Annotated in this window: 23 protein-coding genes; 13 read left to right on the plus strand and 10 right to left on the minus strand. The window is 69.6% G+C overall.

All coding sequences use genetic code 11. The features are described 5' to 3' along the window. Nucleotides 1-3 precede the first annotated feature (3 nt). From DAI17_RS00955 to DAI17_RS00975, 4 genes are all read right to left on the minus strand, one after another. Nucleotides 4-3177, minus strand: a complete 3174-nt coding sequence (locus DAI17_RS00955) for a C-terminal helicase domain-containing protein (protein WP_107771030.1) — start codon at nucleotides 3175-3177, stop codon at nucleotides 4-6. Continuing rightward, a complete protein-coding gene (locus DAI17_RS00960) occupies nucleotides 3174-4985 on the minus strand; it encodes a phospholipase D family protein (RefSeq protein WP_107771031.1) in 1812 nt (603 codons plus the stop codon). The genes DAI17_RS00955 and DAI17_RS00960 overlap by 4 nt, the downstream gene beginning before the upstream one ends. A gap of 1 nt (nucleotide 4986) precedes the next feature. Further along, on the minus strand, nucleotides 4987-6153 hold the full coding sequence (locus DAI17_RS00965) for a DUF6361 family protein (RefSeq protein WP_107771032.1): 1167 nt from the start codon (nucleotides 6151-6153) through the stop codon (nucleotides 4987-4989). A gap of 142 nt (nucleotides 6154-6295) precedes the next feature. Further along, nucleotides 6296-7117, minus strand: a complete 822-nt coding sequence (locus DAI17_RS00975; RefSeq protein ID WP_107771034.1) for a phospholipid scramblase-related protein — start codon at nucleotides 7115-7117, stop codon at nucleotides 6296-6298. Between the two features lie 87 nt (nucleotides 7118-7204). On the opposite strand from DAI17_RS00975, the gene DAI17_RS00980 reads away from it, so the two are divergent. The 13 genes from DAI17_RS00980 to DAI17_RS01040 all read left to right on the plus strand — a co-directional run bounded on the left by DAI17_RS00980 (nucleotide 7205) and on the right by DAI17_RS01040 (nucleotide 19517). Further along, complete coding sequence (locus DAI17_RS00980) at nucleotides 7205-7897, plus strand: ComEA family DNA-binding protein (RefSeq protein WP_159081273.1); 693 nt, start codon at nucleotides 7205-7207, stop codon at nucleotides 7895-7897. A gap of 46 nt (nucleotides 7898-7943) precedes the next feature. Continuing rightward, nucleotides 7944-9455, plus strand: a complete 1512-nt coding sequence (locus DAI17_RS00985; RefSeq protein WP_107771036.1) for an SIR2 family protein — start codon at nucleotides 7944-7946, stop codon at nucleotides 9453-9455. A 371-nt stretch (nucleotides 9456-9826) separates the two neighbouring features. Beyond that, nucleotides 9827-11821 carry a PGN_0703 family putative restriction endonuclease gene (locus DAI17_RS00990; RefSeq protein ID WP_159081274.1) on the plus strand — a complete coding sequence of 665 codons (1995 nt, stop codon included), beginning with the start codon at nucleotides 9827-9829 and terminating at the stop codon, nucleotides 11819-11821. After that, nucleotides 11821-12312 (plus strand): hypothetical protein, encoded by a 492-nt coding sequence (locus DAI17_RS00995; RefSeq protein WP_159081275.1) that lies wholly within the window; start codon nucleotides 11821-11823, stop codon nucleotides 12310-12312. The genes DAI17_RS00990 and DAI17_RS00995 overlap by 1 nt, the downstream gene beginning before the upstream one ends. 121 nt (nucleotides 12313-12433) lie before the next feature. Beyond that, a complete protein-coding gene (locus DAI17_RS01000) occupies nucleotides 12434-12655 on the plus strand; it encodes a hypothetical protein (RefSeq protein WP_107771039.1) in 222 nt (73 codons plus the stop codon). 124 nt (nucleotides 12656-12779) lie between these two features. Further along, a complete protein-coding gene (locus DAI17_RS21160) occupies nucleotides 12780-14660 on the plus strand; it encodes a BTAD domain-containing putative transcriptional regulator (RefSeq protein WP_199904874.1) in 1881 nt (626 codons plus the stop codon). A 10-nt stretch (nucleotides 14661-14670) separates the two neighbouring features. Beyond that, on the plus strand, nucleotides 14671-16026 hold the full coding sequence (locus DAI17_RS01010; protein WP_199904875.1) for an FAD-binding oxidoreductase: 1356 nt from the start codon (nucleotides 14671-14673) through the stop codon (nucleotides 16024-16026). 92 nt (nucleotides 16027-16118) lie between these two features. Continuing rightward, complete coding sequence (locus tag DAI17_RS01015) at nucleotides 16119-17486, plus strand: FAD-binding oxidoreductase (RefSeq protein WP_107771041.1); 1368 nt, start codon at nucleotides 16119-16121, stop codon at nucleotides 17484-17486. 205 nt (nucleotides 17487-17691) lie between these two features. Next, nucleotides 17692-18078: a hypothetical protein gene (locus DAI17_RS01020; RefSeq protein ID WP_107771042.1), complete on the plus strand. Its 387-nt coding sequence runs from the start codon at nucleotides 17692-17694 to the stop codon at nucleotides 18076-18078. A gap of 160 nt (nucleotides 18079-18238) precedes the next feature. Beyond that, nucleotides 18239-18451, plus strand: coding sequence for a hypothetical protein (locus DAI17_RS01025; protein WP_159081276.1), 213 nt, complete (start codon nucleotides 18239-18241; stop codon nucleotides 18449-18451). Nucleotides 18452-18571: 120 nt separating this feature from the next. Beyond that, the gene (locus DAI17_RS01030) at nucleotides 18572-18844 is read left to right on the plus strand and encodes a hypothetical protein (RefSeq protein WP_107771044.1); all 273 of its coding nucleotides are present in this window, start codon (nucleotides 18572-18574) and stop codon (nucleotides 18842-18844) included. Continuing rightward, nucleotides 18841-19131 (plus strand): type II toxin-antitoxin system Phd/YefM family antitoxin, encoded by a 291-nt coding sequence (locus DAI17_RS01035; RefSeq protein WP_107771045.1) that lies wholly within the window; start codon nucleotides 18841-18843, stop codon nucleotides 19129-19131. The genes DAI17_RS01030 and DAI17_RS01035 overlap by 4 nt, the downstream gene beginning before the upstream one ends. Beyond that, entirely contained in the window at nucleotides 19128-19517 is a 390-nt protein-coding gene (locus DAI17_RS01040) for a type II toxin-antitoxin system VapC family toxin (protein WP_107771046.1), read from the plus strand. The genes DAI17_RS01035 and DAI17_RS01040 overlap by 4 nt, the downstream gene beginning before the upstream one ends. 501 nt (nucleotides 19518-20018) lie before the next feature. Here DAI17_RS01040 and DAI17_RS01050 read toward each other — a convergent pair. The 6 genes from DAI17_RS01050 to DAI17_RS01075 all read right to left on the minus strand — a co-directional run bounded on the left by DAI17_RS01050 (nucleotide 20019) and on the right by DAI17_RS01075 (nucleotide 23540). Then, on the minus strand, nucleotides 20019-20612 hold the full coding sequence (locus tag DAI17_RS01050) for a hypothetical protein (RefSeq protein WP_107771048.1): 594 nt from the start codon (nucleotides 20610-20612) through the stop codon (nucleotides 20019-20021). A 130-nt stretch (nucleotides 20613-20742) separates the two neighbouring features. After that, nucleotides 20743-21192 (minus strand): methyltransferase family protein, encoded by a 450-nt coding sequence (locus DAI17_RS01055; protein WP_107771049.1) that lies wholly within the window; start codon nucleotides 21190-21192, stop codon nucleotides 20743-20745. Next, nucleotides 21189-21500, minus strand: coding sequence for a hypothetical protein (locus DAI17_RS01060; RefSeq protein WP_107771050.1), 312 nt, complete (start codon nucleotides 21498-21500; stop codon nucleotides 21189-21191). Before DAI17_RS01060 ends, DAI17_RS01055 begins: the two co-directional genes overlap by 4 nt. 95 nt (nucleotides 21501-21595) lie before the next feature. Further along, the gene (locus tag DAI17_RS01065; RefSeq protein WP_107771051.1) at nucleotides 21596-22243 is read right to left on the minus strand and encodes a nucleoside/nucleotide kinase family protein; all 648 of its coding nucleotides are present in this window, start codon (nucleotides 22241-22243) and stop codon (nucleotides 21596-21598) included. Continuing rightward, nucleotides 22243-23070: an oxidoreductase gene (locus tag DAI17_RS01070; protein ID WP_107771052.1), complete on the minus strand. Its 828-nt coding sequence runs from the start codon at nucleotides 23068-23070 to the stop codon at nucleotides 22243-22245. The genes DAI17_RS01065 and DAI17_RS01070 overlap by 1 nt, the downstream gene beginning before the upstream one ends. After that, nucleotides 23067-23540: a DUF6326 family protein gene (locus DAI17_RS01075; RefSeq protein ID WP_107771053.1), complete on the minus strand. Its 474-nt coding sequence runs from the start codon at nucleotides 23538-23540 to the stop codon at nucleotides 23067-23069. The genes DAI17_RS01070 and DAI17_RS01075 overlap by 4 nt, the downstream gene beginning before the upstream one ends. Nucleotides 23541-23639: the final 99 nt, after the last annotated feature.

The raw sequence follows: 23639 nt of genomic DNA on the forward strand, positions 1-23639 counted from the left end.
CGATCAGCGCGCCGCCGATGGGCTGAGGTCGATCAGTAGGTCCGAGTAGTCCTCTGCGTCGTCGCCGAGGTAGCGCAGCAGGTCTTCCTGCCGTGGCTGCCCGATCACCAGACGGTAGGCACCGACGGTGCGCATCAGCCGACGGTACGAGTGCGCCTCCCGACTCAAGGGCAGCGCAGGCACGTAACGCTCGATGCGATGGCCACCCTCGAGCGGGAACACCCAGTAGGGATAGATCATCGTCTGATCATCAGGTCGGTCGGCGTCAGCCAGCTCGAAGGCGGCTTTCCACGGGTCGTCAGCGGCCAGCAGCTCCTGCCGTGCGCCGTACTTGATAGCGACGTTGCGACGTACTGCGTGGCCCTTGTAGCGGTGGACGCGGCCCTCGCGTTGCTCGAGGTCCACAGGGTTGCTGGGCAGGTTCCAGTGGACGATCGCGTGGCTGTACTGGTGGAAGTCCAGACCTTCCTGGCCGACCGAGGTGGACGACAGGACGAACGGCCAGAATGGCGAGTTGAAGGCCTGGCGGACCTGCCCCTCCCGTGCGATGGCCTGGTCCTCGGTGACACCGCGACCGAAGCGCACCGCGAAGTGGTTGCGCAGGGTGAAGGTGTCCAGGCGCAGCTCACCGCCGGTCAAGGACAGGTCTGACACCTTGTTGACGCTGGCCCGCATCCCCAACGCGGCGCTCATCTCCGCGGCTATCGCCCTCGCCTTGGTCGGTGCGTCCTTGAGGTTCACCCCGAGACTTTCGTTGAGGACATGCGCGTACTCATCAAGTACGGACGTCAGGCCTGCGTCGACGCTGTAGGCCAGCACGTCCTTCCAGTAGGCGGTCTCCTCCGAGCCCGCTCGGATGAGTGCCATCATCTCGGGCTGGTTCGCGTGGTTGCGCAGCGCCCACGAGATCGTCGAGGCCTCGTTCCGCACGTCCGGATCGCGTAGGTTCTCGAGCCCGCCGGCGACCCTGCTCAGGGCCCTTAGCGCGGACACTCCCAGGCCGCCGAGCGCCATGTTGGTCAGTACATCGACAAGGTCCTCGGGCCTCCGCCCGAGCTCCTCGGCGTGGACGCCTGCAGCGCGCGTGAGGTGCTCATGGAAGCGGGACTCGGTGTCGTGCTCCCCCCACTCCTCGCCGTAGTCGAAGCTCACCGCCTCGTCGGGGGAGAGGTCCATCCTCAACTGGTCGAGGAGCACGGGCGCGGCCCAGTACCAGGAGTCGTCGGCGGGCCCGGTCCGAGGTCCTTGCGGCAGCTCCTCGAGGTGTCGTTCGATCTCCTTGCGGATCTCGGCAACCATCGTCTCCCGCGGGAGAGGTAGAGGTGCACGGAGACGACGGGCAATGTAGAGCGGGTCGCCAGCAGCTGCGAGCGCTGCGCAGGGGTAGATGAGCGCGAGGACGGGCATTCCGGAGAGACGGCCGTCCGAACGGTTGAACGCGAGAAGCCCTCGCTGCCGCGTGGCGTCGTACCTCCGCTCAGTAGTACCACCGAGCTCACGAAGTCGTCGTTCGGCCTCATAGCTCAGCACGCTCGAGATCGCCTTGGGGACGACGTTCCAAGCGGAGAACACGAGACGTTTGGTGAAGTGCTGGAGGTCGGGGTCGGCGTAGGCGCCCGTCGTCTCGTAGTACGGCATGGACGGCGGGATCCATGCCAAGCGGTGAGCGCCGCGATCGAGCACGTCGTGCGCCAGCGCCCGCATCTTGGGGTTGCCAGGGTCGAGCTTGGCATAGCGATTGACCTGGCGCTTCGTGAGCGACCGGGTAGTCTCACGGATCGCCCGCTTGACCTCGTCGCTCTCAGCGCCTGCACTCTCGAGCTCCTTCTTGACGACGTACCCGTCCATGAGCTCGAGGACGTAGGGCGAGCTACGCCAGTACTCGAGCATGTCCTGCTGTCGCAGCGCCTGAGCCACCCGGCTCAGGAACCTGTAGTCGCTGACGTCCTGCGGGGCGAGGGCGAGCCCGTCCATCCGCTTCTGCACCACCATGCCGTCCCGGTCAGGCGTAGACGCCAAGCGTTCGGTGCGGACCATGACCCGCCGCAGCTCCGCCTGTGCGGCGTCGCGTGCCGCCTCCGCCTGCTCGCGATCGCCGGACATCAGCCCTCGTCGCAGGTCGGCCAGGGAATGCTTCACCACCTCGGCACGACGAGGCCCGGCGAGGAAGTCGATCGTCTGCACGAAGTTGTCGTAGTGGTCCTCACCCTCGGCCTCGTCGGGCAGCGTGTACATCTTGAACGGCGTCGCTGAGAGGAGCAGGAGCTTGGCCTCTCCGTGGTCGAAGAGGGCACGGGCGAGCTCGGCCCCGGGGTTGTCGTCGTGCAGCAGGGACGTGAACCGCTGGAACTCGTCGAGCACGATGATGTCGGGCTCTAGGGCGGCCACCGCTGCACGCGCCATCATCTGCCGCATCGAGCCGATCAAGACGTAGCGACGTCGGCTCAGAGGGCTCTCCGGCCACCAGTCGTCGCTCTTGTACTTGAACTCTTCAGCAGTCGTGAAGATCTCCTCGAGCTTGCTCTCGTTCTCGCCGGAGCCAGAATCGGAGCGCAACTGCTTGACCAAGGCTCGACTCGTGTCCACGGGGATCGAGGACAGGTCGAAATCGTTGACTTGACGAGCGAAGTTGTCGAAACGAGTCGCGCCCCGGAAGAAGCGGAGCCAGTGCTTGCCCTTGAGCTCGGGCAGCTCGCTGCGAAGCATCCAGTAGAGCAGTACGCGTTCACGGGCGGTCCCTCCGCTCTCGCCTACGTTGAAGGACGTGCCGGGGCTGAACGAGACGAAGTTGAGCTTGCGCCCCTTGAGCTTGTCGATCCGCTGAGCGAGGAGGGTGAGTCGGTCGGCGAACTCGTCGGTCGCTGGGGAACCGTCGTCCTCGAGCTCGGTGCCCACCCGTAGTCGGGCGAGGTTCTGCCGGGCGATCTGAGCGTTGCTGCAGATGTAGACGACGTCGATGCGGTCGACCTTGTCCCAGAGATGCTCGATCGACTTCGCGATCACCCCACGGGCGATGAGCGTCTTGCCGAGACCCACTTCGTCGGCGACCAGGAATCGACGGGTCGCGTCGCCGCCCCACAGCCTCTCGTCGATGTAGTCGACCGTGGCGCGCTGGAAGTCCTTGAGGCCCTTGAGCTCGACCTCTGCGTCCGGGCACTTCGTCGGGCGGCTGCTCATCGGGCTTCCTTGGACGCGAGGACGACGTGCCACAAGGACTCGAAGTCCGCCCCGAGGTCGGGCAGCTTCCCGTCCGCATCTCGGAGGTCGTCCATCAACGCCTTCACCCGGTCGATGGAGTCGTCCTCGCGCGCGGCCGCTCGGACCAGCGGCTCGAGCAGGATGAGGTCGTCGGCCCACGACGACCCCCACGACCCGTCACCGGCCGGGTCGTCGTTGGTGGAGTCGAGAAGGGCAGACGCGACGTCGTCGATGCCCGGGTCCTTCAGGAGCAGCGCGAGGTAGCGCAGGATGTCCTCGACCTTGGAGAGGAGCTCACGGAGTACTCGGTTAGACCGGTCCTCGGGTGCGCCGACCAGCTCGGCCCGCAGCGCGCTCGAGCGCTCGACCACGACACCGTCCCGCTCGACTCGAGTGCGGACCGCGACGAACGGCGTGATGTCTGGGTGCCCGAGCCCGCGCCATCCGGTCGAGTCCTCCAGTGGTCGGTCGTGCTGCGGCTTGAGGGTGACGGGCCGGACCCAGGTCTGCCCGGGGTCTTCGGGGCGCGCGACGTCGAGCCGGGCGTCGTACTGCCCGTCGGCATGACTGATCGTGACGACGGGCATGGCCGCCGCCAGTGCGATGTGGAACTCCTCGATCTCGCGCTCGATGTCGAACGTGAGGTCGGGCTCGGGCTCGGTCGATGCCTGGAACGGCTGAAGGAGCCGCGTGAATCCGGTCTGCTTGTCGTCGTCCTTGAGGATGGCAGCGGCCCCGCAGCTGGAGACGGGGCCGGTCAGCAGGACGCCGAACTCGATGTTCCCACCGAAGGCCGCAGACGTGGCATTGGCTGAACCGGTCAAGAGGTGTGCCGTCCGGTCGCTGTCCCACGCCAGGACCTTGGCGTGGAGTCCTGTCTTCACCTCCCAGGGGCGTACGTCTCCCGCTTCGTCGGTCTCGTTGTCACCGCTGAGGTCTTCGGGTGGTGCATCCGCGTGCGGTTGCAGGACCTGGGTGTCGAAGCCGTCAAGTGCCGCGGCACCCAAACGATTGAACGTGTCCGGTCGGGAGACGATCGTCGCGCCAGCCGGCAGCTTGCGCACCGTGGTGGCGTCGAGGAACGGGGAGATCACCACGCTCCTGTCGGCCCGGGCCGGCACGGGCCATGCGCCGCCCTCGCTCGTGCCGAAGGGGAGCAGGAGGCCGCCGGTGAACGGCGACGGCACTGCAAGGCTGCGGTCGCGGAGTGTGCGGGCCACGTCTCGAACCAGCTCTGCTCGCTTTGGAGGAATCTCGCGGACGCTCAGGTCGAGCAGCTCTCGAAGGAACCCCGAGAGGGGCCTTGCTGCCATCTGGTGCGTTGCGCTGGGATCCTCGTCCGTCGACAGGACGGTGTCCCAGGAACGATCACCGGTGAGGTTGCGACTCAAGCAGACGAGTCGGTGGGTGAACTCGCCCGTCACGTTGGTGAACCTCAGCACCCAGATCTTCGGATGGAAGACCCGTCCCGCGGGAGGGGCCACCTCGATGATCGACTCCTCCGCGAAGACGGTCAGCTTGCGATACGTCGACGGCACGTGGATCCCGCCCGCCTGGCAGAGCACGACGGTGCGCTCCGCGTACCGCCGGATGGCCTCGAGGAGCTCGTGAGGCGCGGCACCGTCGATGCCGTTGCCCACCTGGTCGTACGCCGCCATGGACAGGGGTGCGAGCAGGAGTGAGTTGAGGTCCAAGGTGTACGTCGTTGCCACGGCAGCGTCGATGCGCCAGCCGTGGGGAGGCCGGAGGGCGTCGGTGAGCAGGTGGCGTACGTCGGGGTTCAGCACGTCATGCCTCCAGGCCGGCAGCGATGTCGTTGAGGTGGCTGCGGGCGATCGTCCAGCGAAAGTCGAGCGCGCCGGTGCCGGCGCCGACACCCCACGTCGAGCGAGCGTCGGCGTAGGTGAGGCGGGCGCGCGCTCGTTTGAGGTTCAGCTCCCGACGCTGCACCAGGTCGCGTGCAGCCGACGACGCATGTGCTCCTGTGGCGGCGAGGTGCCACCAGTCATTGAGGAATGCCTGTGTGGCAGGGCGGATCCGAGGGTTGAGCGTCGTGAGCCTCCTCCAGAAGAGCTGCCGGTCCCACCCGTCGAAGATCTCCTGTTCGTCGAGGTCGTCCGCCCAGGCGTCCAGATCGTCGGAGAAGCGCTCGACCAGCTCTTCGTTGTCCGAAAGCTCGGCGAGCATGAGGTTGTAGAGGATTGCTGGCCCGGTGCCCGTGAAGTGGAACCTTCGCGCCTCATCGACCAGTTGCCGAAGAGGTTCCGGGAACTCGCCACGTGCCTCGTGCTCCCACAGCCTGCGGGCCTCCGAGTCGGGATGGTGAACAGCGAGCCAACCGAAGGCCGAGTCGCGATGGCTCGAAGCGATCTGCGCCTTGAGGAACTCGGCCTCGTCGCGGGTCAGGTCGAAGGTCGTGCTGCTGGCCAGGGACTCGGGCGGCTTGGGAAGATGGATCATGCCGAGGTGGTCGATGCCTGCTCCGTCGGCGTCGGGGTCATCGACGGCCGTCGACCGCTGGGCGGCGTTGCGGAAGTAGCCCGAGATGGTGGTCTTCCACCTGCGGATGCCGAGGATCTCGAGGCTGGCCCAGTAGAGAGCGCTCGGCATGGTCTTCAGCGAGCTCTTCGCATCCCGCCCGATGACTCCCTGGATCTCCTGACCGGCGACGAGAGCGTGGATCAGCTCGGTCTCCCGACGTCGAAGCTCACCCTGGGCCTTCTCCGCAGACCAGCGATGTCGAGCCACGTCGTTGACGAGCCAGGGGATGAAGAGGAGGTAGCGCAACCGCGTGTGCAGCGTCGAGGTGCCCGGGAAAAACGCGTTGGAGAACGTGTCGCGCACGCTGCCGATGCCCAGCTCGTCCACGGTCGACGAGTCCTCGAAGAGCTTCACGACCTCCAACATGGCGCTGCGATGAGAGTCGTCCCCGTCAAGCCATCCGAAGTGGGCCACGCACGTGATGTAAGGCCACCGTCGACGGATCGTCAAGCGTCGCCTGACGCTTCTGGGCGCACGGCGCCGATGTTATCCGCCGTGGGCGGTGTGGCGATCTACTTCTGCCGGAGCGCGGTGTCGACTGCAAGAGAGGCAGCCATCACGAGTGATCGAAGCGGTTCCTCGAGAGGCCGAAATACCTCGACGACGTAGTTGTCGGCCTTGGTGAGCATCTCCTTGACCAGGCCGGCGTGCGTCCTCGTGATGCGGCGATCTCGGCGCCGGAGGCGTCCCGGATGCTGAAGTCGGACTGCTTGCTGTTCTCGCCCTTGATGATGCCCACGGTGCGGCCACCGGCCTCGAGCTTGAACCGTGAGTAGTCGAAGGACAGCGTGCGTGCGATCTGACCGATCTCGTGGCCGCTCGATCCTCGTACGATCATCTTGGCCTTGAGCCACACGGTGGGACGGGTCAGAGAGACGAGCTCCCGTCCGTGAGCATCGAGGACGTGGAACCTGCGCGTTCGGTTCGTCGGAGTCAGCGCCTTCTTGGCCAGGCTCTGCCCGACCTCACGCACGCTGCCGACCTGCCGTCCGGTCCGGTCGTGCACGACGTACTCCGCGTTGACCTCGAGGAGCTTGCCCTTCTGGTGAACGACGAGCACGGCCTCGTCGAGCCATGAGTCATCACCGGAGTTCGAGCCGTCGGTCACGCCGAGCTTGTTGAGCTGCTTCTGGACTCGCTTGTCGGTCCGGGCTGGCGGTGCCGGGTGGCGCGGCTGGGCCGGCTGCGGCGGCTGATTAGCCGTTGCCAGCGAAGCCCGCGGTTGCGGCTGCGCCGGGGCGGGAGGTGCGGCATAGACGGGGTCGACGCCCTGCTGCCCTCGGCTGCCGACGTGGTGCGTCCACTCACGGCCGTCCCAGTACCGATGGTGGTGACGTCCGAGAGGGTCGGGGTACCAGCCGGGCGCCCACGTGCTCATGCGCGGACGCTACCCCGGCGCCACCGCTGCCGGGTGCGATTGGGTATTCACGCCCGACTGTCCCTGCCGGCACCTACGATCGGGCGCATGCAGCAGCTCCCGCCCGCAGGTCACTACACGAGCAGGCCACCGAGGTGGCTGTGGATGCTCCCTGTCTTCTCGTGCGGACTGCTGGCTTTCGTGTCGCCGATCGCGATCGCCGCGAAGGCCAAGACCCGCCAGGCTTGGATTTGGGCCGGCGCTCTGGCCTCTGCGTGGCTTGTCGGTTTCATGCTCGTCGGTAGCGGCGACTCCGAAGGCGCGCTCTCCGATCTCGGCCTCACGATCTACTTCGCGGTATGGATCGGCGCTGTCGTTTACGCCCTCGTCATGGGTCCGAAGGTGCTGTGGCCGCCCAAGGAGACCTATGCGCCTGGAGGACCTCCTCCGCCCCCGCCCTACAACCCCAACGCCGCAGCGGTGGCGGGAGTCCACGCCTTGCGCATCAAGCGAGAGGAGGCGCGGGAGATTGCCAGGCGCGATCCTCAGATGGCTCGTGACCTGCGGATCGGTCGGCCCGACCTGCCACGGCAATACGACGACGGTGGACTGGTCGACATCAACAGTGCCCCCGTCGAGGTCCTGCGACAGGCGCTTGGACTTACGGGCGAGCAGTCAACGCACGTGGTCGAGACGCGTCAGCATCTGAGCCGGTTCGAGCACCCCGAGGACCTGATCCACCTCGCCGGCCTTCAGCCCAGCACCTTCGACAACGTGAAGGACCGCATCATCCTCATGTGATCGCATTCGCGAGCCGACCTTGCTGGCAAGCGGCATACTCCAGGCCATGACGGGGATCGAGGGGCACCTCTTTGTCGTGCACGGGCGGATCGAGTCGGTCATCCACGACGCGGCGCTGATCCCGGTGGACGAGGCGTATCGCTTCAACTACGTGTGGACGGGTCTGGTGGGACCCAATCCGCCTCTACCGCGCGACTGGCGCAAGCGTGGATTCGGGGAGATCGAGCCCGCGCCGGACCGGGTGTGGGCCGTCAGCATCGGCGACGGGACCGAGAGCTACGACGTGATCCTCGAGCGCATCGAAGGGGCCCTCGGCCGCGTCGACGAGTCTCGCGATTTACTCCCGGTCAAGCGGGGCGCGGGCGCGCTTCCGCTGGTCGCCCTGCCCGTCATCGGGATCGGCCTCGGTGGATTCTCCGAGGACCGGGGCAAGGTGCTGCGGCTGCTCGTCGAGCGCCTCACGTCAGCTGCCAAACGGCTCGACCTCGACCTCGCGCTCGTGACCCCCGATGCCGCGGTCTACGCCGCAGCCCAGTACGCCCGACGCAAGGTGGCGCCGCAGCTCCCCGGGCGACTGGAGGAGACCGCAGCAGATCTCGCGGCAAGTGCCCGGAGTGGACACCTTGCACTACTTCTGGGCGCGGGTGTCAGTGCTGCGGCCGGGCTGCCCGGCTGGGGTTCCCTGATCGAGAACCTCGAGCGGCACTACGACCTCGACCCGCCTGGTGAGGGACTGGACATCACCCTGACCGACCGCGCGGAGCTCATCGAGCGCGAGGACAAGGACGGCTTCAAGTGGCAGGTGGCCCAACTGATCAAGCCCACCGCGCGACCTTCCCTGCCGCACGTCCTCCTGGCCGGGCTCGACTGCCACCAGGTGGTGACGACCAACTACGACGTCCTCTACGAAGCCGCCGTGTCTGCCACGGGCAACGACATCAAGAGCGTCATGCCGTGGGCGTCGGCCCACGGAGCGGATCGATGGATCCTCAAGCTCCACGGCGATGTCGACCACCCCGAGCAGATCGTCCTCACGCGTCGCCACATGGTCAGGTACGACGCCGCCAACCGGCCGTCGGCGGCAGTCCTCCAGTCGCTCCTGCTGACGAAGCGGCTCTTGGCGGTGGGCGTGTCGATGACCGACGACAACGTCATCCGGCTCGCGCACGAGGTGGACGAGTATCGCGTCCAGCACCAGAAGGGTGGGACCGCGACCTTCGGGACGGTCCTGGACTCCAAGGGCGACAAGCTCCGCGGCCGTCTGTGGGATGGACAGCTCGACTGGATCAACCTGCCCGAGGAGGTGGGCGTGCCCGGGTTCCGCGCACTCGAGCTCGTCCTCGACCGCATCGCCTTCCATGCTGCGCGTACTTCGTCGTGGTTGCTCGATGAGCGGTTCGACGGTCTGCTCGCCGACCGGGAGGATGCAGCGCTCGCAGCCGACGTTCGTGCTCTCTACGAGCGTTTGTCGAAGCGAGAGGTCAGCAAGTGGGCGCCCTTGGTGCGTCGGCTCGAGGACCTCGGCGTGCAAGGGAGCGGTCAGCGCCGCCTGTCATAGAGCGTCGCCGGCCGGCCGCGAAGGCCGTCGGAGAGCACGACCTTGCCGTCGCGCATGGGGCACTGGCGGGTGAGCCTATTCAAGCTCCCGTCGGGCCAGGTCGTGGTGGCAAGCAGCCAGGTGGGCTCTGGTGCTCCGCCGGGTCCCGAGCGGACCAGGCTGCTGAAGCAGCTCGTCACGGAACATCGCAGCTGAGCAGACGCGTGCGGAGATGTCGGTGGTCAGCCGTAGTGTCCCGATCGCCGCAGGAGCTCAGCACGCGGCACCGGGGCGGCGTCAGTCGATTTTCTTGATCGCTGAACGACGGCCCATGTCCTGAGCCACCCTTTCAAGGCGCGGCGAACGGCTACGCACACCATGGGGGAAGCAACATGAGCAAGACCAATGCGTTCGACGTCCGCTACGACCGGCGAGTGTCCGCACAGTTCTTGAGCCACTTCGAGCCCGGCGGCATCGCCGCTTCGTTGGCGTCGTACGCCAAGAGCGGACTGCTTCCGATCGACCTGCGATTCCGCAGGGACGTCAAGACACGGTCCGAGCACGCGTCACTCTATGTCGGACTCACGTCGGTGCTCGACGTGCGCCACGCTAAGTCCGGCAAGCTCCGGCTGAAGGTGCACGAGACCCACCAGCAGAACGGGAAGTTCCTTCCGGACTGGGGCATTCCGATGACGCCCGACCGGCTCGCCACCATCTGGCCGGACGTCGAGCTGTACCTGGACCGGGTCATCCCGGTTGCCGCCCGGTCGCACGGAACCAGGGAGGGCGCCGTTCAGGCGGCCGTCGCCGCACACCGGTCCCCGGACCGTGTCGTGCTGGACCGGGAAGTCACGCCGTCCTTCCGAGACCAGGCCTTCAAGAAGAAGTTCATGGACGAGTGTCAGCACCCGATCCTCGACGCGCTGGAGAAGGCCGCTCTCGGGTTCGGCGGGATGCCGAAGAAGCTGGGCAACGAGTGCGACGCGCTGGCCATCGACCGGTCCGGCCGCTTGCTGGCCATCGAGGTCAAGCCTCTGGGCGTCGGCAGCACCGCCTGGGTCGCTGCCCAGGCGACCATGTACGCGCGCATCCTCCAGCGATGGATCGATTCCGGCGACACGGACGAGGGCGGCCCGACGGAGGTGCTACGTGAGATGGCCGAACAGCGGCACCGCGTGCGCCTCGCACCGGCGGGCGACTTCACGCTTGCGGCCGATCAGCGGGTCGTGCCGGTCGTGGCGCTCCAGCGTGGTGCGTCTGCCGAGATGATCCGACGCATGCTCGAGGTCCGTGAGGTCCTCGCCGAGGTCGACCTGGGGGTCGCGCCCGTCGAGATCTTCGAGGTGAGCCTGATCGGCGAGCTGGTACCCCTCGACGATTCGCGCCTGCCCGACGGCCGTCCCCGTGCGCTGCGGTCCTACGCGAGCCGGTCGAACGACTCGGCCGTCCGGTGGAAGCTGAAGTCGCGGGCGCTACCGGACGAAGCACGAGTTCCGGGACTAGTACGCGCCCGGTCCGGTGAGCAGGTCCAGGCTCCCTACGTGCTGCCTGCTGCGTACGCCGCCCACAACCTTCTTCCTGAGGTGAGGGACGAGGCGCTGGCACTCTTCCGCGACCTCGAAATCACCTGGCACCAAGGGGTTAACGGCGGACCGACGCCACACCTTCGTTCGTCCCAGGTGCAGTGTGTGAACGCACTGGGGCAGATGATGGCCGACCCGACGCGGATCGGGCGCGCCTTCGGTGGAGTGCTTGACATCGAGTCGGTCCGTGACCTGGGCGAGATCGACCCTGCGGAGAAGGGCCGGTTCCTGACGTTCGAGTTCGTCGGGCCGCGCGACTATTTCGGTGAGGGCAAGAGTGGCGTCCTTACGCGGGGAGCCCAGTCGACCAGCGTCGACGCTGCCTTCGCCTACCGCACGAGTGGAGGCAAGGACGCCCTTGCTCTCGTGGAGTGGAAGTTCACCGAGACCTACCCCAGCGCCGACCGGGACGCGCCGAGCAAGGAGCCCACCCGTCGCAGGCGCTACGAACGGGCCTTGCTCCGGCCGGACGGACCCATCGACGTCGACGGTGTCGAGCCAGGGGACCTGTTCCACGAGCCGCTCTACCAGCTGGTGCGGCAGCAGGTCCTCGCGCGTGAGCTTGAGCGGGACCCGGACGTAGCCGCCGAGGTGGTGACCGTCGTCCACGTGCTGTCCCCGGAGAACACGGCGTACCAGCGTTCCTACGTCTCCCCGTCGTTGCGCGGTCGCGGTGTGACCGTGAGCGAGGTGTGGCGCAGCCTGCTCCGACGACCTGAGGCGTTCGTGAGCCTGGATCCGGTCATCTTCCTGGATCCGCACATCACGAGCGACGAGTACCACTCGCGCTACGCGGCCGACTGATGGCCGAGGACCGAACAGAAGACCGCCCGCCGCCACGGGGCGGTGGCGCGACGCACACGGGATCACGAGGCACGTGCCCGGTCTGCGCATCCGACGACGTCATCCACCTGGTGATCGGGATGCCTGCCTTGCCCGAAGACTGGGGCAGTGGGCCGGTCTGGGTCGAGTGGGTGGGGTGTGCGCATCCCGGCTACAACCGACGCTGCGCGTCGTGCGGAGGGACGTGGACGGCTTCTTCTGAGACGACCTTCCACAGCGTTCTCGAGGTGATGGCGCATGCACACGTGGACACCCCGGACGACTTGGCGGATTGGATCTCCGAGGAGTACGAGCACGACGCATGGGTGCGGGTGGACGACCACCATCTCGAGATCGGCTTTCGGAATCGGTCCGTGACAATCGTCTATCCGGTGCGTGAAGACGACCTCTGGGAGAGCCTGGACGACCTCCACGACGAGCTGAGCGAGGAGCTCGCCGCAGAACGGGAATGAGGAAACCGCGCTGCCTCGCGAGGAAGGTTTGGACGTCGACCGCGACCTGGGGCGTCTCCGAGCGCGGTGGATCCGCCCGTATTGGCCGCTCTCGCTTCCGCAAGCGCGCATACTGGAGGCAATGACGACTTCACCCTGGTCCACGCGGAAGCCTCTCTCCTCGAGCCCCTTCCATCCCAAGCCCGAGCCGGAGATCGAGGTGTATGCCGTGGGAGACCAGGTCTGCCACGACCTGTACGGCCTCGGGCGCGTCCTCGGCGTCGAGGCCCACGCCGTGTCGGTCGACTTCGGCGCCAAGACGGTGCGCATCACGAGCCCGTACGCCAAGCTCGAGCATCTGTAGCCGGACCGTCCCTCAATCACATCGTCCCTGAGCGGGGTCGACGTGAGCCCTGCGTGCCCAAATTCGGGGCAGCCGGCAACCTTGACCCAGCCCTATCCTCGACGGAGACGACGCGAGGAATGGGGTGGACGGCCAGCCGCAACTTCACCTGCACGTGCTCGGCGAGCTCACGGCCACGCGCGACGGCGCGGTCGTGGACCTCGGCGGGCGGCGCCAGCGCGCCGTACTGGCTGGGCTGATCATCGCGCGGGACGAGGTGGTCCCGGCGGATCGGCTCGTCGACTGTGTGTGGGGCGAGGAGCCACCGACGAACGCGAACGGGGCGCTGCAGGCCTACGTGAGCCACCTGCGCAAACGCCTCGAGCCGGACGCCACGGCAAGGCACCGCGGTGGGGTGATCGCCCGGGCCGGCCCGGGCTACGTGCTACGCGTAGCACCCGACGCCGTGGACGCGTGGGCCTTCGAGGCGGCGGTCGAGTCGGCGGCGGGCCTGGCGCCTGCGGACGCTGTGTGCACGCTGGAGCCCGCGCTGCGGATGTGGCGCGGCCCGGCGTACGCCGACTACGCCAACGAGTCCTGGGCGGAGGCGGAGATCGGCCGGCTGACCGAGCTCCGCGCGGTCGCCCGCGAGCGCCTCCTCGCCACGCGCCTCGAGCTGGGTGAGGCGCAGCTCGTCATCGGCGAGCTCGAGGCGCTCGTCAACGAGGACCCGCTCCGCGAGGAGCGCTGGCGCCTCCTCACCCTCGCGCTCTACCGGGCGCACCGGCAGGCCGCGGCGCTGGCGGCCTTGCGCCGGGCCCGCCAGGTGCTCGCCGACGAGCTGGGCGTCGACCCCGGCCCCGCGCTGCGCTCGCTCGAAGCGGAGGTGCTCGCCCAGTCGCCCCACCTCGACGTGCCGACCACCGCGAAGACCACGAACGCGACCCCGCTCGTCCCACGGCCACGGACGCCCGACGGGCTCGTGGACCGCGAGCGTGAGATGGCCGTCCTGCGCGCCTTGGTCGACGACCTCAGCGTCGGGAGCTCCGGGTGCCTGCTGATCGAGGGCCCCGCCGGCATCGGCAAGACGCGCCTGCTCGACGAGCTGCGCAGGCTCGCGGTCGGTGCCGGCGTCTGGGTGCGGTCGGCGCGGAGCAGCTCCCTCGAGCGGGACTTCGAGTGGGGAGTGGTCCGGCAGCTGCTCGGCGCCGGCGCGGACGAGGCGGTGGGTCGCGACGAGCGGTTCGCCGCGCTGCGCGGCCTCTGCGAGGTCACCACGAAGCTCGCCGACGACGCACCGTTCGTGCTATGCGTCGACGACATCCAGTGGTGCGACGTGGCGTCGCTGCAGTTCCTCGCCTACCTGGTCCGGCGCCTCGAGGGACTGCCCGTGCTGGTCGTGCTCGCCGTGCGCTCCGGGGAGACGCACGGCGCCGACGACCTGCTGGCCGAGCTCGCCGGCAACGAGGCGGTCTCGGTGCTGCACCCCGCGCCGCTCACCGAGCTGGGCACCGCCGCCCTGGTCACCGACCGGCTCGGCCGGGGCGCGGACACGTTCGTCGCCACCTGCCACCGGATGACATCGGGCAACCCGCTGCTCCTGCGCCAGCTGCTGCGCGCGCTGGCTGACCAGGGCGTCCCGCCCGACGCCGCCCACGTCGACACGGTCCGGGCGGTGGGGTCACGGGCGATCACGTCGCTCGTCACTCTGCGGCTGCGTCGGATGCCGGCGACCGTCACCACGGTCGCGCACGCGGTGGCGGTGCTCGGGCCGCTCGCCGACCTGGTGACCGTCGCCGACGTCGCCCAGCACTCGGAGGAGGACGTCGCGGCCGCGCTCGACGTACTGGCCCGCAGCGAGATCCTCCTCGACGGGCAGCCGCTCGACTTCGTCAACCCGCTGGTGCGCGACGCGATCCACGCCGACATCCCGGCGGGTGAGCGCGCGCTCCTCCACGAGCGGATGAGCCGCCGACTCAAGTCATCCTCAAGTCAGCCCGGGCACGCTGGGGTGCCCCGATCGTGAGGTGGTGACCGTGCCCGAGACCGAAGCGCTCCGCGGGCTGGCCGGTGGTGCCGTCCACCTGCCCGGGGACGCCCTCTACGACGAGGCGCGGATGCCCTGGAACCTCCAGGTCGACGAGCACCCGGCGGCCGTCGCCTACCCGGCCGACCCGCAGGAGGTCGCGCTGATCATCAAGGCCGCCGCGGCGTCCGGCCTCCGGGTCGCCCCCCAGGGCACCGGGCACGGCGCCCCGCCGCTCGCGGGCCGGCTCGGCGACGCCGTGCTGCTGCGTACGTCCGCGATGACCGGGCTGCGTGTGGACGCATCGAGCCGTACGGCGCGCGCCGACGCCGGCGTGCTGTGGGGCGACGTCGTCGCCCGGGCCGGCCGGGTCGAGCTGGCCGGGATGCACATGTCCAGCCCGGGCGTGGGCGTGGTCGGCTCGTCGCTCGGCGGCGGGGTGAGCTGGTACGCCCGGCAGCACGGCCTGCAGTGCAGCGCGATCACCGCCGTCGAGCTGGTGCTCGCCGACGGGACCTTCGTGCGCGCCACCGAGGACCAGGACGCCGACCTGCTGTGGGCGGCGCGCGGCGGCCACGGCGGCTTCGGGGTCGTCACGTCGCTGGAGTTCGACCTGCTGCCGGTCCCGACGGCGTACGCCGGGATGCTGGCGTGGGACTGGCGGCACGCCCGCCGCGTCCTCACCGCGTGGGGCGAGTGGACCGAGGACGCGCCCGAGTCGGTGACGAGCGTGGCCCGGATCTTCCAGGTGCCCGAGGCGGAGTGGCTGCCCGCCGGGCTCAGCGGCCGCAAGATGGTCATGATCGACGCGGTGGCACTGGGCGACGCCGAGGCGGGCGCCCGCGCGATCGCCCCGCTGCGCGCGCTGCGGCCGGAGCTCGACACCTTCGCCCAGATGCCGGCCGCCGACATCGCGCACCTGCAGCTCGACCCGCAGGAGCCCACCGCGGTCTACGCCAACAGCGTCCTGGTCCACGGCTTCCCGGCGGACGCGGTCGACGCGCTCGTCGCGGCCGCCGGCCCCGGGTCGGGCAGCAACCTGCTCTTCGTCGAGCTGCGCCAGCTGGGTGGCGCGCTGGCCCGGCCCGCCCCGCGCGGCGGCGCGCTCGACCACCTCGACGGCTCGTTCCTGGTGCTCGGCGTCGGGCTCGACGTGGGCACCGGCTGGAGCGCCGTACGGGAGGACGCCATGCGGGTCCTGGACTCGCTCGCGCCGTGGACGTCGCGAGCGTCGTACCTCTCGATGGCCTACGAGGCCGCGGCCCGGCGCGGCTGGTCGCCCGCGTCGTACGACCGGCTCCTCCGGATCCGCAGGGCGGCGGACCCGACCGGGCTCTTCGTCGGGCCGCAGCGCTCCGGCGACTGACGCGGCTCAAGTCGCGTCCAAGTCCGGCTCAACCACCCGGGTGCACCTTCGTCGGGTCAACGACGACACGTGAACACCCGGAGGGAAACAGCATGACCATCGCACAGACCAGCACCGCCGCCATCCCGTTCGCGGAGCTGGACGCACTCACCATCGGCACCGTCGCGGTGCCCGGCGACAAGGCGTACGACGCCCTCGTCTCGCCGTGGAACGTGGCCGTCCCGGTCCGGCCCGCGGCCGTCCTCGCGGCGCACGACGCCCAGGACGTCGTCGACGCCGTGCAGTTCGCGGCCCGGCACGGCATCCGCGTCACCCCGCAGGCCACCGGCCACGGCCCGATGGCCGACCTGACCACCGAGCTGCTGGTCACCACCAAGGAGCTCGACGAGGTCGTCATCCACCCGGAGGAGGGCTGGGCCCGCGCCGGGGCCGGCGTGAAGTGGCTCAAGGTGGTGGAGGCCGCGGCGCCGTACGGCCTGGCGCCGCTCTCGGGCTCGATCACCGACGTCGGCATCGTCGGCTACACGACCGGCGGCGGGCTCGGGCCGATGGCTCGCACCTACGGGCTCGCCATCGACAAGGTCCGCGCCATCGAGGTCGTCACCGGCGACGGCGTGCTCCGCCGGGTGACGCCGACCGAGGACTCGGAGCTCTTCTTCGCCCTGCGCGGCGCGAAGGGGATGCTGGGCATCATCACGGCGATCGAGTTCGACCTCGTCCGGCAGCCGAGGTTCTACGGCGGCTCGCTGTGGTTCGACGGCGCGGACGCCCCCGCGGTCATCGATGCCTGGCGTGCCTGGTCGGCGGAGCTGCCGGAGGAGGGCACCACGTCCTTCGCGCTCTTCCAGCTGCCCGACATGGAGGGCGTGCCGCCGATGCTGGCCGGCCGGCTGACGCTGTCGATCCGCTTCGTGTGGACGGGGCCCGCCGAGGAGGGGGAGCGCTGGTTCGCCGCCATCCGGGCCGCCGCCCCGGTGATCCTCGACGACGTGGCCGACAAGCCCTACACGGCTATCGACTCGGTCCACACGGACCCGCTCGACCCGACCCCGGCCTACGAGGCGGGCCACGTGCTCACCGACTTCACGGAGGCGACCGCGGAGGCGCTGCTCGCTTTGACGGGGCCGGGGGTGGCGTCGCCGCAGATCCTGGTCGAGGTGCGCCAGCTCGGCGGCGCGTTCGCCCGCCCGGGTGAGCACCCGAGCGCGTTCGCGTCGCGCGCCGCGGCGTACTCGCTGCTCGTCGTCGGCATCGCGGAGATCCCCGGAGTGGAGGACCACGCTGCCGCGATCCTCGACGCGATGGCGCCGTGGATCGGCGGGCACCGGCTGCCGAACTTCACGTTCACGCCGGAGGAGTACGTCGACGCGTACGACGAGGTGACCCTCGCGCGGCTGCGCCGGGCGCGGCGGACCTACGACCCGGACGGCGTGCTGATGATCGGCGGCGTGCTGGGCTGAGGTCCCCCTGCGACCCGTGGCCCCCTGGTTGGTGGGGGGTCACGGGTCGTGGTTCTCCACAGATGTGCTGGCGGGCCTCGCGGAGCGGCGTCTGCCGCCCTTGACTGGACGGGTGCCCAGATCTCGGAACCGCCAGCCCCGCAATCGCTCCGCTCGCCAACGACAGCGAGCCCGACAGCAGCGAGCGGGCAGTGAGCGTCGGCTCGTGGCGACGCTCCGGCCGGGGCAGTCCCTCGATCACCTGCTGACCGAGGACGACCACGGCAGCATGCAGCGCGCGCTGGACGCCGAGGCTCGCGGCGAGGCTCGCCTGGCGTGGGAGGAGCACATGTCGGGGCTCGTCGTGGAGGAAGCCCTCACGCACCACCGGTTGTTCGAGCTGGCCAACCTCGGTGACGAGGCGCCGGCGTGGATGTGCTCGCGCTGGGCGGTCGACCAGGCAGTGCGCTGGATGCTGATGACCGAAGACCCGCGCTGCGACGACGTGGTGCGCACCATCCTGGTCGCCCTCCACTTCTCTCGCATCGAGCCCGTGCTGGATGATCCGACCGCGTTGAACGAGTGCGGCACCGCTGTCGCGGCGAGTGACTAGGTCTACCAGCAGCTGGCGGCCTACGAGTTCGGGGGCCTGCGAGACTTCCTCGACGTGCGTGCGGAGCAGGGCCTGCTCGGCCGTCTGGACCAGATCGACGAGTGGGAACGGGCCGCGGTGACGGCGTACGAGCTCATCGAGGCTCGCGATGACGTGCTTCATGCTCTCCGCCTCAGCGATGACGAGCCGGTGGCTGCTCAACCTGGGGGCGATGACGGACGTGGGGCCGGGTCGCACCGTCGTCGGCCGCGTGGTCCCGGTGTCGGTCTGGCCGTTCGCCATGTTCGAGTCGAGGCCGCTGCCGGTCGACCGGGCCACCGCCGAGCACGTCGCTGAGCGGACACGTGGCGAGGACGACCTCGGTTGGTTCTGAGCCCTGGCCAGTGCCTGCGAGCAGGGCCGGCTGCCCTCCGGGTCGACGTGCGCCAACGGCACGCTCTGGTCCACGGACATCGTTCCCGAGCGTGGCGGTGAGCGCAGCGAAGCGGGTCGCATGAAGGAGCTGCGCGCGGCGGGGCTGACGGAACCCCAGGCCAACGGCGTGTGCGTCGTCGAGGTCGGCCTGATCGTGGCCGAGGTCAGCGGGGACATCGGGCCGATCGCCTCGCACGTGACGGCAGTCCTGATGGATCCAGCCGTCCACGAGGCGCTGAAGGAACACAGTGTGGGACAGGGCAAGGGGCAGTTGTTCCGGGTCCTGGCGGCGGGAACGCCGTCGCCGGTCCGGGAGCGGTGTCTCGAGCTGGCCGATCTGAGCGAACAATGAGCCGCATCATCGAAGTGCTACAAGGTGCTACGCTCGTTCGTGTGCGGACCATCAGCCAGCGGGAGCTCCGCAACGACAACGCGGCGATCATGCGCGCGGTCGAGGCGGGCGAGTCCTTCACGGTGACCAAGCGTGGCGTGCCGGTCGCGTGCCTGGTCCCCGTCCCCGAGACCGACCTTCGGCGGGTCCGGGCGGCTGACCCCGCGTACGACGTCACGGCCCTGCCGCGGGTCATGGCGGGGCGGCCGATGGCGGAGCATCTCGATGATCTCCGGGGCGAGCGTTGAGCCGCTGCTACCTCGACACCTCGGCTGCGGTGAAGCTCCTCGTCCAGGAGGCCGAGTCGGACGCGCTGGCGGCCGAGCTGAGCAGCGCGGAGCCAGAGCTCGTCGCGTGTCTCCTGCTCGAGACCGAGCTGCGCCGCCTCGTGGCGCGCGAGGCTTTCTTGACGCAGCGAGCGGTGACCGATCTCCTCCGGGGCGTCGACCTGCACGAGCTGCCGCCGCCGCTCTTCGCCGAAGCAGGCCTCCTGCCCGGCGACCGCCTCCGCTCCCTGGACGCCCTCCACCTCGCCGCTGCCATCCGACTCGAGGTCGCTGCCGTGGTGACCTACGACCAGCGGATGGCCGACGCCGCGACGTCACTCGGGCTCGAGGTCCTCGCGCCCGCCTGACGGATGGGTCTCGAAGCGCCGCTCGTTCCTCGCAGCTGCTCGACCGCCTGGGGAACGTCGTTGCGCGGCTCAGGGAGTCGGTCGCCGCGGAGCCGGTGCGGACGGGCGAGGTGGTCGACTGCGACTACTGGGGTCGTTCCGTGCCCCTCGAGCTGACCTCCGGTCCCCACGCCGAGCTGTGCTCGCGGTCGCTCGCGCAGGAACGACTCGCTGCCGCGCCGCGGGGCGGGGTGGCCTTCGCCTCGCCTTTTGACGCTCATCGGCACGGCGCCGCTGCGCGACCTGTCGTCCGGGTCGGCGGGCCGATCCCGCGGTCGGCGGTCATCGACCACCACCCCGAGACGGGGGAAATGACGCCCGGCTGCTGAAGGCGCTGGTCACCTCGCGCCCGACCAACGACGCGGGCGAGCCCATGTTCGGGGTGTGCGCCGACGTGGTGCGGCCGGGCGTCTGGCGCGCGCCGACACCCCAAGCGGGGCTCCCGAGCGCCCCGGCGTCAGCTCACTTCGACGCGAACCAGGGGTGGTGCAGGTCGTAGAACTGCGCGCCTTGCATGGCGTACTCGAGGTCGGCACGCACCTCGGCCGGTGGCTCGAGGCCCTCGCCCTGTCGCGCCGCGTCCTCACTGGTGAAGGCGACGGTCTCGGTGAAGGTGCCGTCCGGCTCGATGGCCAGGGTGCCGCCGATGATCTCGGGGCGCATCTGGTGCAACGACTCCGTGTCGGCGGTCATCATCGACCTGAGCCGGTCGACGTCGTCGACCTTGCCCCGGATGACCTGGACGAAGCCGGCACTGTCGGACCCGCCGTCCATCAGGAGCGTGACGTCCTCGCAGTCGTGGAACTCCACGGGCCCGTCGAACAGCTCCATCATCTTGGCGGCCCAGGCGTCCTGCTCGGGCCTGCCGGAGTTGGACATCGCGGCCTCCCGCGACTCGAATCGGACGACGCCCACGAACATGTCGTCGTCGGTGAACCCGTAGGTCCCTCCGAGCCAGCCCTGTGCTCCGGGGCCGAGCTCGTTGCGCCACGTGTCCAGGTGCTCGTGGAGCTCCTGCTGGCGCGTGCACTTGCCTTGGATGATCTGGATGAACACGCTGCTCCTCCTCTGTGTGGTCACCCACCTCTCGGGATCGGGGGGTGGGAGGGCAGTCCTCGAATCTACGCCGACGGCGCGGTCGGTGATAGGCGCTGCGGGGGTGTCTAGACCGGGTGACCCGCGCTGGTCACAGGTAGCGCGGCACCCTCGCCCGGTAGGCGTCGTACTCGGCGCCGAACAGCTCGTGGAGCTGGCGCTCCTCGCGCGGCACGTACCGATGGACGAGCACTGCGCTGAGGGGGCAGGTGGCCAGCATCCACCCGTTGCGGGTCGCGGCGGCCAGGCCGAGGTGGGCGAGGGTGAAGCCGACGTAGATCGGGTTGCGGGTCCGTGCGTGCACGCCGGTGGTGACGAGGACGACCGGGTGCTCCAAGTCGCCCGGTCCACGCTCGCGCCACGCCACCGCCACCAGACCGACCCCCACGACGGAGCAGAGGACGCCGGCCGGGCGGGCCACGGCGGGCATCGGCCACGGACGCCACCGCTGCACAACCACGCCGACCACGATGCCACCGAGGGTCTCGGCCGGCAGCGGGATCCGGTCGGCCAGGTCCGTGAGCCGCGCCCGCAGGGTCATCGCGACACCCCGACGACTGCCGGTCGTACGTCGTCCCCTCTGGCGGCCGCGCGGGAGCGGAGGCACCAGTGCAGCATCAGCGCGGAGCTGACCAGGTAGAAGGTGTGCAGCACCCAGATCGGCCCCGGCGGCAGCGCGAAGACGTAGACCGAGTGCACCGTGTTGCCGACGTTGGCCAGCACGATGTTGCCGAGGCTGTACGACGACAGCTCCCGCGTGCGGAACGCCTTGTGCAGCATCGGCAAGACGCTCCCGACGAAGACGATCGTGGAGACCGTCCCCGCGAGCACCGGCAGCGTCGTGTCCATGACCCGACGCTAGGACGAGCGACGTCCTTGCGGCATCGGCCGAAACGCGCATCCCGCGGGAGGTGCCCCGTGGGACGGACCACCCACGTCGCAGCTCAGCGGTCGAGTGACGAGAGCGGCACGACGAGGTCTGCCGAGGCGCGGGTCGCGGCGACCAGCTCAGCGTTGCGTTCGTCGACCTGCTCGACCCAGGCGCGGGCGGCCTCGGGTGACTTGCCGAACTGCTCGTGGCGACGGACCAGGCGACCGCGGCGGACGTCGTCGTCGACCTCGGTGAACCAGACCTCGGCCAGGAGGGGACGGACGCGCTCCCACCCGTCGTCGGGCAGCAGCAGGTAGTTGCCCTCCGTGACGACGAGCCGCGCGGACGGCGGGATCGCGATGGCGGCGGCGAGCGGCTGTTCGAGGTGACGCTCGAAGCCCGGTGCGAACAGCGTGCGGTCGCGCTCGTCGTGCAGGCGCCGGAGCGCCGCGACGTACCCGGCGACGTCGAACGTGTCCGGCGCGCCCTTCCGGTCCCGCCGCCCGAGCCGGTCGAGCTGGACGTCGGCGAGGTGGAAGCCGTCCATCGGCAGGTGTCCGACGGCGTCGGCGCCGAGGCGGGTGGGCAGCCGCGAGAGCAGCGCCTCGGCGAGCGTGGACTTGCCCGCGCCCGGTGCCCCGGTGATGCCGAGCACCACCCGCTCCGACCGGTCCAGCAGCGCCTCCGCCCGGGCCACCAACGCGGGCAGCGACGAGGGCACTACCGCGTCCCGTAGGTCCGGCTCACGACCTCGTCGAACACCCGGTCCGGCAGCAGGTCGCGGGACGTGGTGATCACCCGCGCGCCGCGACCCACGGGATAGCGGGCGGCAGGGCGTCGTACGGTCGCCGCCTTGACGATCTTGTCCGCGACCTCCTCGGGCGTCGAGGCACGCTCGGGCTGGTCGAACCGCTCCATGACGCCGTGCGCCTGACGGGCGTACGACGCGTAGGGACCGTCGCCGGACCGCTCGAGCAGCGAGTCGCGGGCGATCTCGTTCCACTCGGTGCGGATCGGGCCGGGCTCGATGAGGACGACCTTGATGCCGAACGGCCGCAGCTCCATCCGCAGGCTGTCGCTGAAGCCCTCCACGGCGAACTTGGTGGCGTGGTACCACGCGCCGAACGGCTCGTAGAACTTCCCGCCGATCGAGGAGATGTTGATGATCCGGCCGGACCGCTGCGCCCGCATGTGCGGCGTGACGAGCTGGACCAGGCGCGCGAGGCCGAAGACGTTGACCTCGAACTGCCGCCGCGCCTCGTCGATCGGCACGTCCTCGACGGCCCCGTAGGAGCCGTAGCCCGCGTTGTTGACCAGGACGTCGAGGCGCCCCTGCTCGTCGACGATCCGCTGCACGCCCGCGACCATCGAGTCGTCGTCGGTGACGTCCATCGCGAACGTGTGCACCCCCTCCGACGCCAGCGCGGCCATCCGGTCCACGCGACGCGCGACGGCGTACACCGTGAAGCCCTTCGCGAGCAGGGCCCGGGCGGTGCTCTCCCCGATGCCCGAGGAACCGCCGGTGACCAGGGCTACGGGTGCACTCATGCGGCGAGCGTAGTCGGCGACGGTCGCTCGGTGACTCCGCCGGCGGCGGTGCGGGGCCAGGTCCAGGCCCACCGCACGATGAGGGCGAGAAGGACCAGCTCCAGGACGACACCGAGGCCGTAGAAGTAGAGGTAGAACCCGCCCGCGACGTTGAAGACCGTGAACGGGACGTAGAGCGCGGCCACGACGAGGTTCGTCGTGCGGTTGACCCGGGCGGGCAGCGTCGTCGACAGCACGACCATGAAGATCGGGACGGCCAGGGCGGCCAGCGCCGAGACCGAGAAGGTCTGGGAGAGGTCGAACTCGTAGACCCTGCCGTCGAGGATGTCCTCGACCGTGCCTGGCGTGTAGAAGCCGAGGATGTCCACGTAGGCGTACAGGAACATGAAGCTCGTCCACGCGGCGGCGAGCCTGGCCTGCACCGGGATCGGCCGGTCTTCCAGTGCGGTGGTGGTGTGACGTGTGGTCATCGTGGGCCCCTTCGTCGTGGTGAGGATCGGTGGGTCCACGCTCGCCCAGCCCGGCGGTGGGCGCCTCGGCCCGGAGGCCGGGATCCGCCTGGCCGATGG

This window comes from Nocardioides sediminis, assembly GCF_003047295.1.
Taxonomy (GTDB): domain Bacteria; phylum Actinomycetota; class Actinomycetes; order Propionibacteriales; family Nocardioidaceae; genus Nocardioides; species Nocardioides sediminis.

Excerpts from the sequence above, each read along its gene's own strand:
- DAI17_RS00955 (WP_107771030.1), bottom strand. The coding sequence starts at position 3,177 with ATGAGCAGCCGCCCGACGAAGTGCCCGGACGCAGAGGTCGAGCTCAAG.
- DAI17_RS00975 (WP_107771034.1), bottom strand. The coding sequence starts at position 7,117 with ATGAGCACGTGGGCGCCCGGCTGGTACCCCGACCCTCTCGGACGTCAC.
- DAI17_RS00980 (WP_159081273.1), top strand. The coding sequence starts at position 7,205 with ATGCAGCAGCTCCCGCCCGCAGGTCACTACACGAGCAGGCCACCGAGG.
- DAI17_RS00985 (WP_107771036.1), top strand. The coding sequence starts at position 7,944 with ATGACGGGGATCGAGGGGCACCTCTTTGTCGTGCACGGGCGGATCGAG.
- DAI17_RS00990 (WP_159081274.1), top strand. The coding sequence starts at position 9,827 with ATGAGCAAGACCAATGCGTTCGACGTCCGCTACGACCGGCGAGTGTCC.
- DAI17_RS00995 (WP_159081275.1), top strand. The coding sequence starts at position 11,821 with ATGGCCGAGGACCGAACAGAAGACCGCCCGCCGCCACGGGGCGGTGGC.
- DAI17_RS01000 (WP_107771039.1), top strand. The coding sequence starts at position 12,434 with ATGACGACTTCACCCTGGTCCACGCGGAAGCCTCTCTCCTCGAGCCCC.
- DAI17_RS01015 (WP_107771041.1), top strand. The coding sequence starts at position 16,119 with ATGACCATCGCACAGACCAGCACCGCCGCCATCCCGTTCGCGGAGCTG.
- DAI17_RS01025 (WP_159081276.1), top strand. The coding sequence starts at position 18,239 with ATGCTCTCCGCCTCAGCGATGACGAGCCGGTGGCTGCTCAACCTGGGG.
- DAI17_RS01030 (WP_107771044.1), top strand. The coding sequence starts at position 18,572 with ATGAAGGAGCTGCGCGCGGCGGGGCTGACGGAACCCCAGGCCAACGGC.
- DAI17_RS01035 (WP_107771045.1), top strand. The coding sequence starts at position 18,841 with ATGAGCCGCATCATCGAAGTGCTACAAGGTGCTACGCTCGTTCGTGTG.
- DAI17_RS01055 (WP_107771049.1), bottom strand. The coding sequence starts at position 21,192 with ATGACCCTGCGGGCGCGGCTCACGGACCTGGCCGACCGGATCCCGCTG.
- DAI17_RS01060 (WP_107771050.1), bottom strand. The coding sequence starts at position 21,500 with ATGGACACGACGCTGCCGGTGCTCGCGGGGACGGTCTCCACGATCGTC.
- DAI17_RS01070 (WP_107771052.1), bottom strand. The coding sequence starts at position 23,070 with ATGAGTGCACCCGTAGCCCTGGTCACCGGCGGTTCCTCGGGCATCGGG.
- DAI17_RS01075 (WP_107771053.1), bottom strand. The coding sequence starts at position 23,540 with ATGACCACACGTCACACCACCACCGCACTGGAAGACCGGCCGATCCCG.